General features: G+C 69.8%; 18 protein-coding genes. 12 read left to right on the top strand and 6 right to left on the bottom strand.

Going from position 1 to position 14852, the window contains the following annotated elements; all coding sequences use genetic code 11:
• Positions 1-97: 97 nt before the first annotated feature.
• From Scani_RS11275 to Scani_RS11240, 8 genes are all read left to right on the top strand, one after another.
• Complete coding sequence (locus tag Scani_RS11275; RefSeq protein WP_159473239.1) at positions 98-454, top strand: DUF4333 domain-containing protein; 357 nt, start codon at positions 98-100, stop codon at positions 452-454.
• A gap of 451 nt (positions 455-905) precedes the next feature.
• Positions 906-2144, top strand: coding sequence for an ATP-binding protein (locus tag Scani_RS11270; protein WP_159473236.1), 1239 nt, complete (start codon positions 906-908; stop codon positions 2142-2144).
• A complete protein-coding gene (locus Scani_RS11265) occupies positions 2141-2554 on the top strand; it encodes a roadblock/LC7 domain-containing protein (RefSeq protein WP_159473233.1) in 414 nt (137 codons plus the stop codon). The genes Scani_RS11270 and Scani_RS11265 overlap by 4 nt, the downstream gene beginning before the upstream one ends.
• Positions 2551-2931, top strand: a complete 381-nt coding sequence (locus Scani_RS11260) for a DUF742 domain-containing protein (RefSeq protein WP_159473230.1) — start codon at positions 2551-2553, stop codon at positions 2929-2931. Before Scani_RS11265 ends, Scani_RS11260 begins: the two co-directional genes overlap by 4 nt.
• Positions 2906-3496: a GTP-binding protein gene (locus Scani_RS11255; protein WP_159473227.1), complete on the top strand. Its 591-nt coding sequence runs from the start codon at positions 2906-2908 to the stop codon at positions 3494-3496. The genes Scani_RS11260 and Scani_RS11255 overlap by 26 nt, the downstream gene beginning before the upstream one ends.
• Before the next feature lie 10 nt (positions 3497-3506).
• On the top strand, positions 3507-4874 hold the full coding sequence (locus Scani_RS11250; protein WP_159473224.1) for a cytochrome P450: 1368 nt from the start codon (positions 3507-3509) through the stop codon (positions 4872-4874).
• Between the two features lie 381 nt (positions 4875-5255).
• The gene (locus Scani_RS11245) at positions 5256-6230 is read left to right on the top strand and encodes a cytochrome P450 (RefSeq protein ID WP_308686563.1); all 975 of its coding nucleotides are present in this window, start codon (positions 5256-5258) and stop codon (positions 6228-6230) included.
• A gap of 54 nt (positions 6231-6284) precedes the next feature.
• Positions 6285-7043 (top strand): enoyl-CoA hydratase/isomerase family protein, encoded by a 759-nt coding sequence (locus Scani_RS11240; protein ID WP_159473201.1) that lies wholly within the window; start codon positions 6285-6287, stop codon positions 7041-7043.
• A gap of 74 nt (positions 7044-7117) precedes the next feature.
• Here Scani_RS11240 and Scani_RS11235 read toward each other — a convergent pair whose 3' ends face one another.
• Positions 7118-7657, bottom strand: coding sequence for a gamma carbonic anhydrase family protein (locus tag Scani_RS11235; RefSeq protein WP_159473198.1), 540 nt, complete (start codon positions 7655-7657; stop codon positions 7118-7120).
• Between the two features lie 143 nt (positions 7658-7800).
• Here Scani_RS11235 and Scani_RS41710 point away from each other — a divergent pair, with 143 nt between their 5' ends.
• Entirely contained in the window at positions 7801-8565 is a 765-nt protein-coding gene (locus tag Scani_RS41710) for an acyltransferase (protein WP_159473195.1), read from the top strand.
• Between the two features lie 43 nt (positions 8566-8608).
• On the opposite strand, the gene Scani_RS11225 is transcribed toward Scani_RS41710, so the two are convergent.
• Complete coding sequence (locus Scani_RS11225; RefSeq protein ID WP_159475749.1) at positions 8609-9478, bottom strand: DMT family transporter; 870 nt, start codon at positions 9476-9478, stop codon at positions 8609-8611.
• 106 nt (positions 9479-9584) lie between these two features.
• Between Scani_RS11225 and Scani_RS11220 the strand changes: the two genes are divergently transcribed.
• The gene (locus Scani_RS11220) at positions 9585-10157 is read left to right on the top strand and encodes a helix-turn-helix domain-containing protein (protein ID WP_159473192.1); all 573 of its coding nucleotides are present in this window, start codon (positions 9585-9587) and stop codon (positions 10155-10157) included.
• A 43-nt stretch (positions 10158-10200) separates the two neighbouring features.
• Positions 10201-10758 carry a YbaK/EbsC family protein gene (locus Scani_RS11215; protein ID WP_159473189.1) on the top strand — a complete coding sequence of 186 codons (558 nt, stop codon included), beginning with the start codon at positions 10201-10203 and terminating at the stop codon, positions 10756-10758.
• A gap of 85 nt (positions 10759-10843) precedes the next feature.
• Here Scani_RS11215 and Scani_RS11210 read toward each other — a convergent pair whose 3' ends face one another.
• The 4 genes from Scani_RS11210 to Scani_RS11195 form a co-directional block, all read right to left on the bottom strand.
• Positions 10844-11743 carry an aminoglycoside phosphotransferase family protein gene (locus Scani_RS11210; RefSeq protein ID WP_218039171.1) on the bottom strand — a complete coding sequence of 300 codons (900 nt, stop codon included), beginning with the start codon at positions 11741-11743 and terminating at the stop codon, positions 10844-10846.
• A 134-nt stretch (positions 11744-11877) separates the two neighbouring features.
• Positions 11878-12369, bottom strand: a complete 492-nt coding sequence (locus Scani_RS11205) for a GNAT family N-acetyltransferase (protein ID WP_159473186.1) — start codon at positions 12367-12369, stop codon at positions 11878-11880.
• A gap of 25 nt (positions 12370-12394) precedes the next feature.
• The gene (locus Scani_RS11200; RefSeq protein WP_159473183.1) at positions 12395-12802 is read right to left on the bottom strand and encodes a CoA-binding protein; all 408 of its coding nucleotides are present in this window, start codon (positions 12800-12802) and stop codon (positions 12395-12397) included.
• A gap of 174 nt (positions 12803-12976) precedes the next feature.
• Complete coding sequence (locus tag Scani_RS11195; protein WP_159473180.1) at positions 12977-13765, bottom strand: type VII secretion system-associated protein; 789 nt, start codon at positions 13763-13765, stop codon at positions 12977-12979.
• A gap of 263 nt (positions 13766-14028) precedes the next feature.
• Here Scani_RS11195 and Scani_RS11190 point away from each other — a divergent pair, with 263 nt between their 5' ends.
• The gene (locus Scani_RS11190) at positions 14029-14655 is read left to right on the top strand and encodes a YigZ family protein (RefSeq protein ID WP_159473177.1); all 627 of its coding nucleotides are present in this window, start codon (positions 14029-14031) and stop codon (positions 14653-14655) included.
• Positions 14656-14852 lie beyond the last annotated feature (197 nt).

Below are 14852 nucleotides of genomic sequence, written 5' to 3'. Positions count from 1 at the left end.
CCCTCCTGTTGCCTGCGCCGGGGCGACCGTGAGAATTGTCCGTGACCGGCCGGTGGGCGTGGCCGGCGCATGATGTGTGCCCGCTGGAAGGAGAGCCGTGCGGAATCTGCGAGTCGTCGGCCTGGCGCTGGCCGGCACGGCTCTGCTGGCGGGGAGTCTCACGGCGGGCAATCAGTGGCTGGGGGAGCGGGACGCGACCAGCGAGGTGAACGGGACGACCGATACCGTCCCGCGCGATGAGGTCGCCCGTTCCATCTCGGGCCATCTGTCGCTGCCGGTGATCCCCCGGGGGCCGCGCTCGGTCGACTGCGTCAGGGACCTGCGCGCGGTCAAGGGGGCGTGGACCCATTGCACGGCGCACTACCTGCGGGGGACCGACCGCGGCATGACCGTACGCGTCGTCCGGGTCCGTGGCGGCGAGATCACCTATGTCCACGACACCCCGCATCGCTGACGAGCAGCGATCAGCGGCGCCGGTGCGCCACGTCCGCTCCATTGCGTGACCCAGGTCACAGGTGCCTGCGTCAACGGGGCGTCATGAGTGGTCCGACTCGCTTGCGTCGAGGGCCGCTGGCGCGCCCAATGGCCCCAAAGCAGGCCTTTGTTGAATCTCCTTCAGATCTGTCCGGTGTTCAGATCGCCGTTGGACGGAGGGTGTTGCGGTGATGCTAAGATCATCGCACTTGCCAACGGGGTACTCACCTGATATGGCAGGAAAGAAATTCCGCGCATTGGCCTATGCAAACCGCCACCCCGGGGAGAACTATGCCATTAGCCGGCCCTTCGATGGCTTTCTGGCAGGCGACTGTGTGTGGCCGTTCACGTATGTCTGGAAGCGCGATTGATTCCGCACGTCGTGGCCAGACATACGACACCTGGTGGCTCCGTCGTCCGAAGAGAGTCCTATGACGCAATACTTCCAGGATCCAGCGTTCTGGGGTTTGATCGCTGGTACCCCTGTAGCCGCAACCGCGATTATTCGCGGCAGAAAAAAAATCACGGAGCTTCGAAAAGAACAGGCTGAGCTCAAGCAGCATTACGCCAATCTCGAAGACCATTACACGGAGGCTGTGGAAGAGGCCAAGGACCGGGCCGAGGAGGCCACCAAGACCACACTGAAGGCCGCCATGCGGACGCTGCAGGGTCTTGCGAGCGAGCAGCAGCTGGCGATTTCCAAGCTGCAGGAGGCCTATGGCGAGCACAAGATCCTTCAGGATCTGCTCGACATCGACCACATGAACTCGCAGTTCGCGCGGCGCGCTCAGTCCATTGCCGTGCTCTGCGACGGCTGGCTCGGCCGACGGCGGCACAATGCCTCGCTCTACGATGTGGTGCGCAGCGCGAAGGGCCGTATTCGCCATTTCACGCGCGTCGAGATCCGGTCGCAGAGTAATTTCGCCATCGTGAGCCGCGCCGTTGAACCGGTCGCGCTCGTGCTCGCCGAGCTGCTGGACAACGCCACCAGCTATTCGGCGCCGGAAACGATGATCGAGATCAATATCCGGCCGGTGCCCAAGGGCGTGTGCATCGTCGTCGACGACGCCGGTGTCGGGATGAACGAGGAGGAGAAGGCACGAGCCGCCCAGCTGCTGTCCAGCGCGAATGCGGCCAGCGTCTCCAGCCTCGGGAACCCGCCGCAGTTCGGATTCACCGTCATCGGTGTGCTCGCCGCCCGCTACGGCTTCAGCGTTTCGGTGGACTCCGCCTCTCCCTACGGCGGCGTGCGCGCGGTCGTCCTGCTCCCCGACGATCTGCTGACGTCCCTGCACGAGCCCGAGGAGAGTCCTGCCGTGGCCGCCTCCGCCCCGTTGCCGCCCGAGAACGCCCCTGGTCACCCGGCCCCCGGCGCTCCGGGCCGGGCCCCTGCGGCCCCGGGATACCCGGCTGCGGGTCCCCCGCCGCCCGGCACCGTGCCCGGGGGGCATCCCGCTCCCTCCCAGCCGGCTCCCGAGACGACCGCAGGCGGTCTGCCGAAGCGCCGTCGGCGCGGTGCGATTTCCATCGTGCCGACCGAATCCGAGAGCACGCAAAACCCGGCCCGCGACAGCGCAAGGTCCGCCTCCGTCATGGGCGCATTCCAGCGCGGCACGCAATCCGGCCGCCGTTCCACTAATGCAAGCAATGAAGGGCATGAGGTTCAGTGAACTACGATCTGTCGTGGATGCTTGACAGTGCTCTGGAATTGCCTGAAGCGCAGCACGCCATTCTCGTCTCCGCCGACGGCCTGCTCATGGCCCGCTCGAAGGAAGTCGGCCGGGACCACGCCGACACCGTCGCCGCCGCGATGAGCGGAATGCAGTCGCTGAGCCGTACGGTCGCCGATTTCTGCCATGGCGGCGCGTCCGCCGGGCGGCCGCAATGGCGGCAGACATTGGTGGAATTCGACCATGGCTGGGTCTTTCTCATCTCGGCCGGTGAGGGCGCCTATCTCGCGGTGTCGGCTTCCCCCGATGTCGACATGGCGGAGATCACGTTCCGTATGCAGCAGCTTGTCGGCCAGCTCGGTAAGGCACTGACCAGCCCGCCGCGCGAGAGGGCTGATATTCAGTCATGACAACCGATGACGAGCCGGAGCTGGAACACGAAGCAGCGGAATTAGTACGGCCGTACGTCATCACCAACGGCCGCGACCTTCTTGACGGCAACGAATTCTCACTGATCACTCTGGTCACCATGCATGCGGAACCACCCCGGACGAAGCCCCTCGATCCGGAGAAGATCCGTCTGCTGGAGCTCTGTTCGGGAGGTTTCCTCTCGATCGCCGAGATAGCCGGGCACACCCGGCTGCCGGTGGGTGTCGTCAAGATTCTGGTGTCCGATCTCGCACGGGAAGGTCATCTGTACTCCCGCGCACCCATACCGAGTGCTCAGCTTGTCGACCGGGAAATCCTTGAGGAGGTGCTGAATGGGCTCCAGGCTCGCTTTGGATGACGGCGTGTACCTGCGCAATTCAGTGCAGACCGCGGCGAAGATCCTCGTGGTCGGACACTTCGCCGTAGGAAAGACCACATTCATCGGGACAATGTCCGAAATTCCCCCGCTGCGGACCGAAGAGATCATGACGCAGGCGGGTGCGGGAATTGACGACCCGAAAGGTGCACCCGGCAAGACCACGACCACGGTCGCCATGGACTTCGGCCGGCTCACGCTCAGCGAGAAGCTGGTCCTGTATCTGTTCGGAACCCCCGGCCAGCAGCGCTTCGTCCAGGTGTGGGAAGACATGACCCGAGGGGCGCTCGGCGCCCTGGTCCTCGTCGACCCCCAGCGGCTCGACGAGTCCTTCCCTGTCATGGACCTGGTGGAACACTACGGAATCCCCTACGCCATCGCGGTGAACCACTTCGACGGGACTCCCACGCATTCGCTCGACGAGATCCGGGAGGCGCTGGACCTCCTTCCTGAGACGCCTGTCGTCAACTGTGACGCACGGGACCAGCGTTCCTCGGCGGATTCCCTGATCGCGCTCGTCCGTTACCTACAGTCCCGTCTCAACTAGGAGTTCAGGCATGCCATCCCATTCGGAATTCCAGAGTCCACCGCCCGGCTGCCCCGCACACGCCGGCGGCCAACGGGTTCCCCTCCACGGACCTGAATTCGCCGCCGCGCCGGACGCTTTCTACGACATGCTGCGGCAGTACGGGCCCAGCGCGCCCGTCGAGCTGGCTCCCGGGGTCGAGGCCGAACTCGTCACGGACTACGCCACGGCGCTCCACGTCCTGCAGAACCCGGACACCTTCGCGCGGGATTCCCGCCGCTGGCGCGCACTGAACGAAGGGCGCGTTCCGCTCGACAGCCCCGTCCTGCCGATGATGATGTACCGGCCGAATTGCATGTTCTCCGACGGTGCCGATCACCTGCGGCTGCGCCAGGCGGTGACGGAGAGCTTCGCGCGCCTGGACATGCACCGCGTGAGCAGGCATGTCGACCGCGTCGCGGCCTACCTCGTCGACCAGTTCAGCGCCCGCGGCAAGGCCGACCTGATCACCGACTATGCGCAGCTGCTGCCACTGCTGGTCTTCAACGACCTGTTCGGCTGCCCGGCGGAGATCGGCGACCGGCTGATCAGCGCCATCTCCAACCTCTTCGACGGCGTCGATGCGGAGCGGGCCAACGAGGCCATGGGCGGCGCCCTGTTCGAGCTGGTCACACTGAAGCGCAGCACGCCGGGCGACGACATCACCTCCTGGCTGATGCAGCATCAGTCGCGGCTCTCCGACGAGGAGATGGTCCACCAGCTCGCGCTCCTCATCGGAGCGGGCACCGAGCCGGTGCAGAACATCATCGCCAACGCGCTGCGGCTGCTGCTGTCCGACGAGCAGTTCGCCGGCGGCCAGCAGGGCGGCGGCGACGTCCTGGTCGAGGACGCCATCAACGAGGTGCTCTGGAACAGCCCGCCGATCGCCAACTACGCCACCCACTACCCGACGCACGAGGTGGAGCTCTCCGGGAACAAGCTGGCCGTCGGCACGCCGGTGCTCATCAGCTTCGCGGCGGCCAACGCGGACCCGACGCTGTCCGCCGGCCGGCAGACGTTCAGCAAGCGGGCCCATCTGGCCTGGGGAGCCGGACCGCATGCCTGCCCGGCGAAGGACCCCGCGCTGCTGATCTCCATACGTGCCATCGAGAAGCTGCTGAACGCGCTGCCCGACATCGAACTCGGCGTTCCCGCGGACACGCTGACCTGGCGGCCCGGCCCGTTCCACCGGGCGCTCAACGCGCTGCCGGCCCGGTTCACCCCGGTGCGCAGCGAGCGGCGGGCGCCGTCCGGCGCGGCCGGCGGTCCCGGCGGGGGAGACGCTCGGGCCCGGGAATCGCAGACCAAGCCGCAAAAGGGCAGCTGGTGGAGTGGATTCCTCAGCTGGTGGCGAGTGTGATGCACGCTACAGCTCTGACGTTCGATGGTCGCATGAACGTTCAGTTGTAGGGGTATGCAGGGTTGGCGACCAATGAGTGATCTTCGGAAAGAAGGTATCGCCTTGCAGCCCGCTCTGGCCGCTGCCCCCGTTGACCGGCGCAGTGTTGTTTCGCTTTTTTCTCGTCTCCGCACGGCCGATGGCCAATCGGATCCGTTGCCGTTGTACGCGAAACTCAGGGCGATGGGGGATATTGTTCCGGCGCCCTGGGGTGGCCACTTGGTGACCTCGTACGGGCTGTGTCATCAGCTTTTGCGAAGCAGATCCTGGCGGGTCCCTGATAGCGCCTGGCGGGCCCGCCAGGACGATGGGGCCCGCTGGAACGCAAGCGCGTCACGCCAGATGGGCGGCACCCTGCCCATGCTCAACCCGCCGCACCACACCCGCGTGCGGCGGTCGGTGGGCAACGTTTTCCATCGCAACTCCCTGGCCGAGATGAAGACTTCGGTCGAGCGGACGACCAGCAGGCTGCTCGACCGGTTCGAAGAGGAACTCGCGTACGGTCCGGCGGATTTCTGTACCCTGGTCAGTGAAGAACTTCCGGTGATCACCATCGGTGAATGGCTGCAGATTCCGTCGGCCGACTTCGCGTTCCTGCGCTCGCTCACCCACGACCAGGTGTACACCCAGGAATTGTTTCCGAATCCGAGTCAACTCGCCCTGTCCGACGAGTCGACCCGTCAATTGCGTGAATATTTCACCAGTTTGGTGAAAGAGCGCCGGGAAAAGCCGGGACGCGATCCGGTTTCGGAATGGATCCGGGTCTGGGACGCGCAGGAACCCGACCGGGAAGTCGCCGACGAGGCCGTCTACTCCCTCACCCTGTTCATGCTCCTGGCGGCGCTGGAGACCACGGCCCATGTTCTCTCCAGCACGTTCCGGCTGCTCCTGGAGCACCCCCGCCAGCTGAACTGGTTGCGTATCCATCCCGAGCAGATACCGGACGCGATCGACGAGGCGCTCCGCTACGACGCTCCGATACACATGATCAGCCGGGTGGCTTCCGAGGACACCGAACTCGCCGGGGTGACCGTCCGCAAGAACGAGATGGTGCAGCTCATGGCCGGAGCCGCCCATCACGATCCGGCCCACTATGCCTCCCCCGAAGTCTTCGACATCCGCCGCCGGCCCGCCCATCTCGGCTTCGGCGGGGGTATTCACTTCTGTCTCGGCAACACGCTGGCGCGTCTGGAGGCGGACTGCCTGCTCACCGCGCTGCTGGAGCGTCTGCCCGGACTGCGCATCACCGCTGCTCCGCTCTGGGAGCCGCGCGTGGCCTTCCGCCGCCTGATCACACTTCCGGTTGCCCGTGCCTGACATTCCCGGCACACCGGTCTCCCGCACAGCGGAACATCACAACAAGGAACGGCCATGATGCACGACTTCAAGTCCCTCCTCGTGACACACGAGGGGCCCGTCCTCACGGTGCAGTTGAACTGTCCCGAGACAGGCAACGCCATCTCGGGGGAGATCCTCGACGAGCTCCTCGTCGTACTGGGAGCCCTGGACGAGGAGTCCGGTATCAGGGTCCTGGTCCTCTCCGGCGCGGGGAAGGACTTCTGTCTGGGCGGTGACCGGGCGGAGTTCCCCGCCCTGCTCGCCGCGGACCCCACCGGCGTGGGGCTGCGCGCCCTGGGCAACAAGGCGCGACGGGTGTGCGAGGCCCTCGCGAGCACCGACGTGGTGACCGTCGCGCGGCTGCACGGCGGGGTGGTCGGGGCCGGAGTGGGGCTCGCGGTCTTCTGCGATCTGCGGGTCGGCGCGGACACCTGCCGCTTCCGCCTGCCGGAGCTGGGACTGGGGGTGCCGCCCGCCTGGGGCGGCATCATGCCGCGGCTGCTGCACGAGGCGGGCGCGGCGCGGATCCGTGAGCTGATACTGACCGCCGACAATTTCGACGCCACCACCGCGCAGGAACTGTCCATCCTCCACAAGGTCGTCCCGGAGGCGCAGCTCGACGGCGCCGTCACCCGGTGGATCAAGCCGCTGGTCCGCCGTTCCCCCTCGGCGCTGCGGACCGCGAAGGTGATGCTGAACGCGTACGCCAACGCCAACCGCCTCGCGGACGCCACCCTGTTCGACGCCGAGCTGCTGTCCTCCGCGCTGACCGCCGCCTCCGCCCGGCACTGAGCCGCCGACCGCGGAGCGGGCCCGTCCACGGCCCGCGCCGCGGCGGCCGGCCGGGCCCGGCTAGGCCGGCCGGCTCACTCCCCGGCGTCCGCCACGTCCTCCCGGTGCCGTGCCACCAGCTCCAGGTACATCACGGCATTGAGCTTGAGGGCCTCGCGCTCCTCGTCGGTCAGCTCCCGCTTGACCTTGGCCGGCACCCCGGCGACCAGCGAACCGGGCGGGACCCGCATGCCCTGGGGGACCAGCGCCTGCGCGGCGACCAGCGAGCCCGCGCCGATGTGCGCGCCGTTCAGCACCGTGGCACCCATGCCGATCAGGACATCGTCCTCGACCGTGCAGCCGTGCAGGACCGCGTTGTGCCCGACCGAGACCCGTGCGCCGACGGTCACCGGGAAGCCGGGGTCCACATGCACCGTGCAGTTGTCCTGGATGTTGCTGTCGGCGCCCAGCACGATCGGGCCGCAGTCGGCCCGGAGCACCGCGTGGTACCAGACGCTGGAGCCCGGCGCCATGGTGACCTCGCCGAGCACGACGGACGTCGGGGCGGTGAACGCCTCCTGATCGACCTTCGGCTCCTTGCCGCCCACCGGTGAAATCAACGCCCGTCCCGCCATTTCTGGATCTCCTCGCCGTGATGCGCCGCGCCAACAGCACCGTAGACGACGGCCGCTGCGCCGGGCAGGGACAGCCGCCGGTGGGGCGAAGATCACAGCCCGGCGCGCGGTCCGCCGCCCGGCAGGCTGAGTACGGTGTGCGGGTGCCGATAAACCAGAACGTGTTCTCGTCCGTCGCGGCCTGGCGGCGCCGGGCCGTGTCGCGCGCCGTCCATCGCGGCGCGCGCTGGGTGAGGGAAGCCGCGGCCGTCACGGCCGAGCGCCCCGGCCCGTACCGCTTCCGGCGGATCGGCGGCGGCACCCGGCTCGCCTATCCGCAGGGCACGGTCTTCGGCGACCCGTGGATCGAGCTCGGCGACCACTGCATCATCGCCCAGGACGTGACGCTGACGGCGGGCATGATGCCGGATCTGGACCTCGGCCCGGACCCGATTCTCACGCTGGGGAACGGTGTGGTGCTGGGCCGCGGCAGCCATGTGATCGCGGATGTCCGGCTGACGATCGGCGACGACTGCTTCTTCGGCCCCGGGGTCTACGTCACCACCACCAACCACAGCTACGACGACCCCGAGGTGCCGGTCGGCAAGCAGTGGCCGCGCACCGACCCGGTGGCCATCGGCTCCGGCAGCTGGATCGGTACCGGGGCGGTGATCCTGCCCGGTGCGCGGCTGGGCCGCAACGTGGTGGTCGCGGCAGGCGCCGTGGTCCGGGGCGAGGTCCCCGATCACGCGGTGGTGGCCGGCGCGCCCGCCCGGGTCGTGCGCAGCTGGGACGAGCGGCAAGGCTGGCAGCCGCCGCTGCGCACCCCGGCGCCCGTGCCGATCCCCGAGGGCGTCACCCCGGACCAGCTGCTCGCGCTGCGGGCCTGGCAGTCGGAAGAGGCCAAGGAGGCGTACGAGGCGTCCTGATCCGCCGTCAGACGGATACCGGCGGCCGCCTGCCGCGCCCGCGTCAGTTCCCCGCCGCGAGCAGCACCGAGCCGAACAGGGCGAGGGAGGCGCCGGCCGTCTGGATCGCCCGCAGCCGCTCCTTGAGGACGCCGAGCGCGGCGAGCGTGGTGACGACCGGGTAGAGCGAGGCGAGCACCGCCGCCATGGTGACCGGCCCGTTCTGGGCGGCCAGGGCGTAGGTGCCATTGGCGGCGACATCGGCGATCCCGACGAAGCCGAGGGCGGGCAGCGCACCCCGGAGGGCCGGGAGCCCACCCTCGGGCAGTGCCGGGGTGCCGCGCCGCACCGACGCGTACAGGGCGGCCCCGCCGACGGCGACATTGCACACCCGCTGGACGAACAGGGCCAGGAAGAGGCCGGTCACGGTCGTCGAGGCCTCCGAGATCAGGGCCATCACCGCGCCGAACCCGAACGCCGAGACCAGCGTCAGTACCAGCGTCTGGCGGGCCACGGACGCACCGCTGACCCGCGGGCCGCCGGCCAGCAGTACGCCGATCACGGCCACGGTCATGCCGGTGGCCTGCAGCAACCCCGGCCGCTCGCCCGCCACGATCCCGACCCCGAGCGGGACGAGCACGGTGCCGACCGAGGCGAGCGGGGAGACCACGCCCATCGGGCCGAGCGCCAGGGCGCGGTAGAAGCAGAGCATGGCGGCGGGCCCCACGACGCCCGCACCGACCGCGAACCACAGCTGCGGCCCGGCCTCCCGCCAGCCGCCGGTGGCCAGTACGAGGGCGCCCAGCACCGCGGCGGCCAGGGCCTGCGAGACGACCACCACGGTCAGCGCCTGCAGGCGTCGGGTGAGCAGTCCGCCGCCGAAGTCGGCGAGCCCCCACAAAAGACTGGTGGCCAGGGCGAAGACCGCTGTCATGGTGAAACCTCGCAGTACAGTGAACCGGACGCTGAAGTACACCACACCGTAGTGCAGCAGAGTGCATCGCTGCATCCAATATATTGCCCTTCGACTTGGACGGACCGTGACGGATCTCGACCAGCTCACGCAGTCGCTCGCCCGCAACCTCAAGCACTGGCGCGCCGAGCGCGGCTACACCCTCGATGCGCTGGCTGCCCGCGCAGGGGTCAGCCGCGGCATGATCATCCAGATCGAGCAGGCCCGGACGAATCCGAGCGTGGGAACCACCGTCAAGATCGCCGACGCCCTCGGCGTCAGCATCACCACGCTCCTCGACTACGAACAGGGCCCGCAGGTGCGCATCGTGGCGCCGAGCGAGGCGGTGCGGCTGTGGTCCACCGAGGCCGGCAGCTCCACCACGCTCCTCGTGGGCGCCGAGGCGCCCGGCCCCTACGAACTGTGGGACTGGCGGCTGATGCCCGGCGACAGCAGCGCCTCCGATCCGCATCCGCCCGGCAGCGTCGAGCTGCTGCACGTACGGGCCGGCACGCTGACACTGGTCGTGGACGGTGCGGAGCACGCGGTGCCGGCCGGCGCCTCGGCGACCTTCGAGGCCAAGGTCGCGCACGGCTACCGCAACGACGGTACGGAACCGGTCGAGATGACCATGTCGGTGATCATCCCGCTCGCCCGCTGAGACGTCCCGCCGCCGCCCCCGCCGCGACTGTTAGCTTGGCGCCATGCCCGTGCCGATGGATGCTTTCGACGATGTCCGGCCCGCCGTGGAGTGCCTGGATCTGCTGCCCGCCCCGGTGACCGCCGCGATCCGCTCCTGGGGCGGATCCGTGCCGGTCGAGGAGCTGCGCTTCGTCGACACGGACCCGGCCATCGCGGACACCGCGCTGCTCGTCGAGCGGTACGGCCCCTGGCTCCTGGAGCAGTCGGCGAACTGCGTGGTGGTGGCCGGCAAGCGTGGCGGCGAGACCACCCTGGCCGCCTGTGTCGTCCTCTCGCACACCCGCGTCGACGTCAATGGCGTGGTACGGCGTCAGCTCGGGGCCCGCAAGGCGTCGTTCGCACCGATGGACAAGGCGGTCGGTGACAGCGGGATGGAGTACGGCGGCATCACCCCGATCGGCCTGCCCGCCGACTGGCCGCTGCTGGTGGACTCGGCCGCCGCCGACATCCCCTACTCCCTGATCGGCAGCGGCAGTCGCCGCGGCAAACTCATCGTGCCCGGCAAGGCACTGGCCGAACTGCCGGGTGCCACGGTCCTGGAGGGGCTGGGTACCGCCTAGCACTCCGGGCCGGCGCACCGAGGCCGACGCCGTCGGCGAGGTCGCCGGGAAGCCCGAACGCGGAACACGCCGGTACGAGCCGGCCTCAGCCCTCTCCCAGCACCGCCCGGATCACATGCCGGGCGTTGTGCGCCATCGCCGGGTTCGTCCTGCGGTAGTACGGCAGCGCGATCAGCGCCTGTGAGAGCGTTCGCCCGCGGCCACGGGCCCAGGACGCGTCGTCCACGTCGAGGGCCTCCCGGAAGACCTGCCGGGCCTGTGCCGGCAGCAGATTCCACGCCGGGAAGAGATCGCAGGCCGGATCGCCCACCCCCATGCACCCGAAGTCGATCACCGAGGTCAGCCTGCCGCCGTCCACCAGCAGGTTGCCCGGCATCAGATCGGCATGCAGCCACACCGGCGGCCCGTCCCAGGCCGGGGCCCGCAGCGCGTCCTCCCATACGGCGGCCGCGGCGTCGCAGTCGATGCCCTCCTGCGGGATCCCGCGCAGTTCCTCGATCGCCGCCCGGGTCGACGCGTCGAGCGTGGCGAGTGGCCCGCCGCGGTGGGCCGCCGGTGCGCCCGGCAGGGTGATGCTCCGCATCGTCGCCACGAACCCGGCCAGATCCTCGGCCAGCAGCAGGGGCTCGCTCAGCGCCCCGGCCTCGGGGTTCTCGCCCGCCAGCCACCGGTAAACCGACCACGGCCACGGATACCCCTCGGCGGGCTCCCCGCCCCCGAGCACCTCGGGGACGGCCACGGGCAGCCGGGGCGCCAGGCGCGGGAGCCACTCCCGCTCCATCGCCACGTCCTGGGCCCCGCCCCGCACCAGCGGCAGCCGTACGACCATGGCGTCGCCCAGCCGGTACATGGCGTTGACGGTGCCGCCGGACGCAACCCGCTCCACCGCCCGCCCCGCCCACTGCGGGAACTGCCCGGCGATCAGCCGCCGTACAAGGCCGTCGTCGACGGGGTGGAGTCCGGGGTGCATCTGCCCTGTGTTCATGGGGCGCTATCCGACCGCCGGCGGCCTGCGGGCGTCAAACGCTTTTCCCGGACGCTGTTCCTGGGAGCGGGACCGGGACCGGGCTCGCGGCGCGCTCGGCCAACCACTCGTGCCGCCCTGACACCCTTACGGTGCTACGGAACGAACGCGTCGGACGGCAGATCCAGCGACAGCGCCGTGGAATGCTCCGTGAAGCCCAGGCTCCGGTACAACGGCTCGGCCTCGTCGGTGGCATGCAGATCGACCCGGGTGACACCCCGCTCGGCGAACCAGCCGAGCAGCGCCTCCGTCGTGGCACGCGCATAGCCGCGACCCCGGTAGCGCGGGTCCGTACAGACGTTGAAGACGAAGCCGAAGCGCCCCGCCGGATGGCTCGGCGACGGCAGTCGCTCCTCGGTCGTCCCGAGTGCGCACGCGGCGAGATGGGGTGCACCGGTCCCGTCACCCGCCACCACGAATCCGGCCAGCCGCGCCCGAGGTCCGGTCAGCTGCCGATGCACCGTCACCTCTGCCTCCCGCTCCCAACTCCCGGGAGTGTCACGCCCGTTCATGGCGAGGAACATCAGGCGGCGCAACCGGACCAGCTCGGCGGCGTCCTCGGGCACGGCGGCGCGGGTCACGATCATCCCCGGATGCTGCCACACGCGCCGCTCAGCCCAAACGGGGAATCTCAATGGCCGGACAGCGGTCCATCACCATGGCGAGGCCGGAGTCGTGCACACGGTCCCAGGCCGCCTCGTCGACCACCCCGAGCTGGAACCAGACCGCCTTCGCACCGACCGTCACGGCCTCGTCGGCGATGCCGCCCGCCTGCTCGCTGTTGACGAACACATCGACCACATCGACCGGGAAGGGAATCGCGGCCAGCGAGGGGTACCCCTGTTCACCGTGCACGGTCTCGGCCTTCGGATGCACCGGCACGATCCGCTTGCCGTAACGCTGCAGCACCTCGGCGACGCCGTGCGCCGCACGCCGCTCGTTGTTGGACAGGCCCACGACGGCCCAGGTGTCGCCGAGCTCGGTGAGGATCTTGCGGATCGTGCTGGGTTCGCCGTACACGCACTGCCTCCTGCGGATGGAAGGTTCCTGTGCGGATCAACGGACGGCGTGCCCCGGAGATTCCCGTCGCGGGAGACGACCGGGCCGTCCGGCGTGCCGGGCGCGGCGCGCGCCGTACGGCAGACGCCCCGCCCGAAGGGGAAGACGGGCGGGGCGGGTTTCGGTGCCGACGGCTCAGTTGCCGCCGCGGGCCATTCCACTGCCGGCCATCCCGGCCCCGACGACGGTGCTGCCCTTCGCGGTACGGGCCGGCTTGCCGATCCCCCGGCCGCTGCCCACCGGCTCGGCGCCGCCGGCTCCGGTACCCGGGCGCGGCTTCACGGTCACGACAGCCTCCCGCGTCTCCTCCGTCGCTCCGGAGGTCTCGGCCAGCGTGGTGCGCAGCTCCTCGGTGTCCACCAGCATGCTCACCGGGCCGGTCGGGTTGACGTACAGCGCATGCCCGGGCGGCAGCTGCCCGACGAGTTCGGCCACCGTCCGCCGGTCGTACAGCAGACGGCCCACCGATTCGAGGTATCCCGGTGAGGAGTAGACGGGGATCACCGGGGTGCCCTCGGGCGAGGCGGCCGCCAGTGGCGTACCGGTCGCGGTCACCAGGACGAAGACCTCCGCGCGCGCCAACGCCTGGGAGACGGCCTCTCCCGGTCCGTAACCGGTCGCGGCGAGCTGCAGCGCGCTGTCGACCGCGTCGGTCGGCTCCGACCAGTCCAGCATCTGTGGCGACGGCCGGTACTCCGGATTGTCACGCCACTCGACGATCTCGCCGGCCGAATCCGAACGCCACTGCCCGATCAACGCCCAGAGGGGCGGTGGCCCCTCTCCCTGCCAGGTCAGATCCACCATGGCCAGCCAGTGGTCGGGTGCCTGGCGTGCCGCCTCGATGACCTCCGGTGGGGGCTCGGGCATCTCCTCGCCCGTCACGGGAACGCCCGCCGTCATCGCCGACTGTGTGCTCTCTTCCATGCAGCCCTCCGCAAACCCGCCGTTTCTACACGTACGAGCGGGGCCCCGGAAACACGAGGCTCTCGCACTGACCTCACACTGCCCACGGCCGGGGCGGACGTCGCACCGACGCACCGTGCGGACGGGCTGGGTACGCCGCCTGGCCGTGCGGACTGCGCCCGGACGGCGGACACCCGCGCCCTTAAGGCGGACTCCCCAGCGCGGCGCGGTCCGGCCCGCACAGCCGGTGTCCGCATGTCACAGGGGACACATAGGCTGGTCGGATGCAGGAGCAGTACCGCACGCTCGCGCGCGAGGGCGTCCATGAGATCGAGATCAACAAGTCCCGCTTCCTCTGCGCGCTCGCGCCCGTCGCGACCGAGGCCGAGGCCCAGGACTTCATCGCGCGCATCCGCAAGGAGCACCCCACCGCCCGCCACCACTGCTTCGCCTACGTCCTGGGCGCCGACGGCGGCATCCAGAAGGCGAGCGACGACGGGGAGCCGGGCGGTACCGCGGGCGTCCCGATGCTGCAGATGCTGGTGCGCCGCGAGATCCGCTATGTCGTCGCCGTCGTCACCCGCTACTTCGGCGGGGTCAAGCTGGGCGCCGGCGGCCTCATCCGTGCCTACGGAGGCGTCGTCGGCGAGGCACTGGACACGCTGGGCACCGTCACCCGGCAGCGCTACCGCCTGGTGACGGTCACGGTCGACCACCAGCGCGCGGGCCGGGTCGAGAACGATCTGCGGACGACGGGCCGGGCGGTGCGTGAGGTCACCTACGGCGCAGAGGTCAGCATCGAGATCGGCTTGCCGGAAGCCGACCTGGAAGCCTTCCGCGCCTGGCTCGCGGACACCACCGCCGGCACCGCGAGGCTGGAACTCGGCGGCGAGGCGTACGGGGACCTCTGACCGGCGGGACCCGGGCGGCGAGTGACGGTCGGCGGGCGGGCGGCCCGCGGCCAGAGGCGGTGCGGTTGTGCAACGGCGGGGCGGCTGTGCGACGGCGGGGTGGGCCGAGCGACGGGAGCCGGACTTGCTGACGGGGGGCAGGCGGGCAGGGCGCGCGGACCACGCCGGAAAGTTCGGTCCGTACCAGTGCGCCGGGG

Source organism: Streptomyces caniferus (assembly GCF_009811555.1).
In the GTDB taxonomy this organism is placed as follows: Bacteria; Actinomycetota; Actinomycetes; order Streptomycetales; family Streptomycetaceae; genus Streptomyces; species Streptomyces caniferus.
The sequence above is the reverse complement of the archived record's forward strand: the minus strand, read 5'-3'. Positions and strand labels throughout refer to the sequence as shown.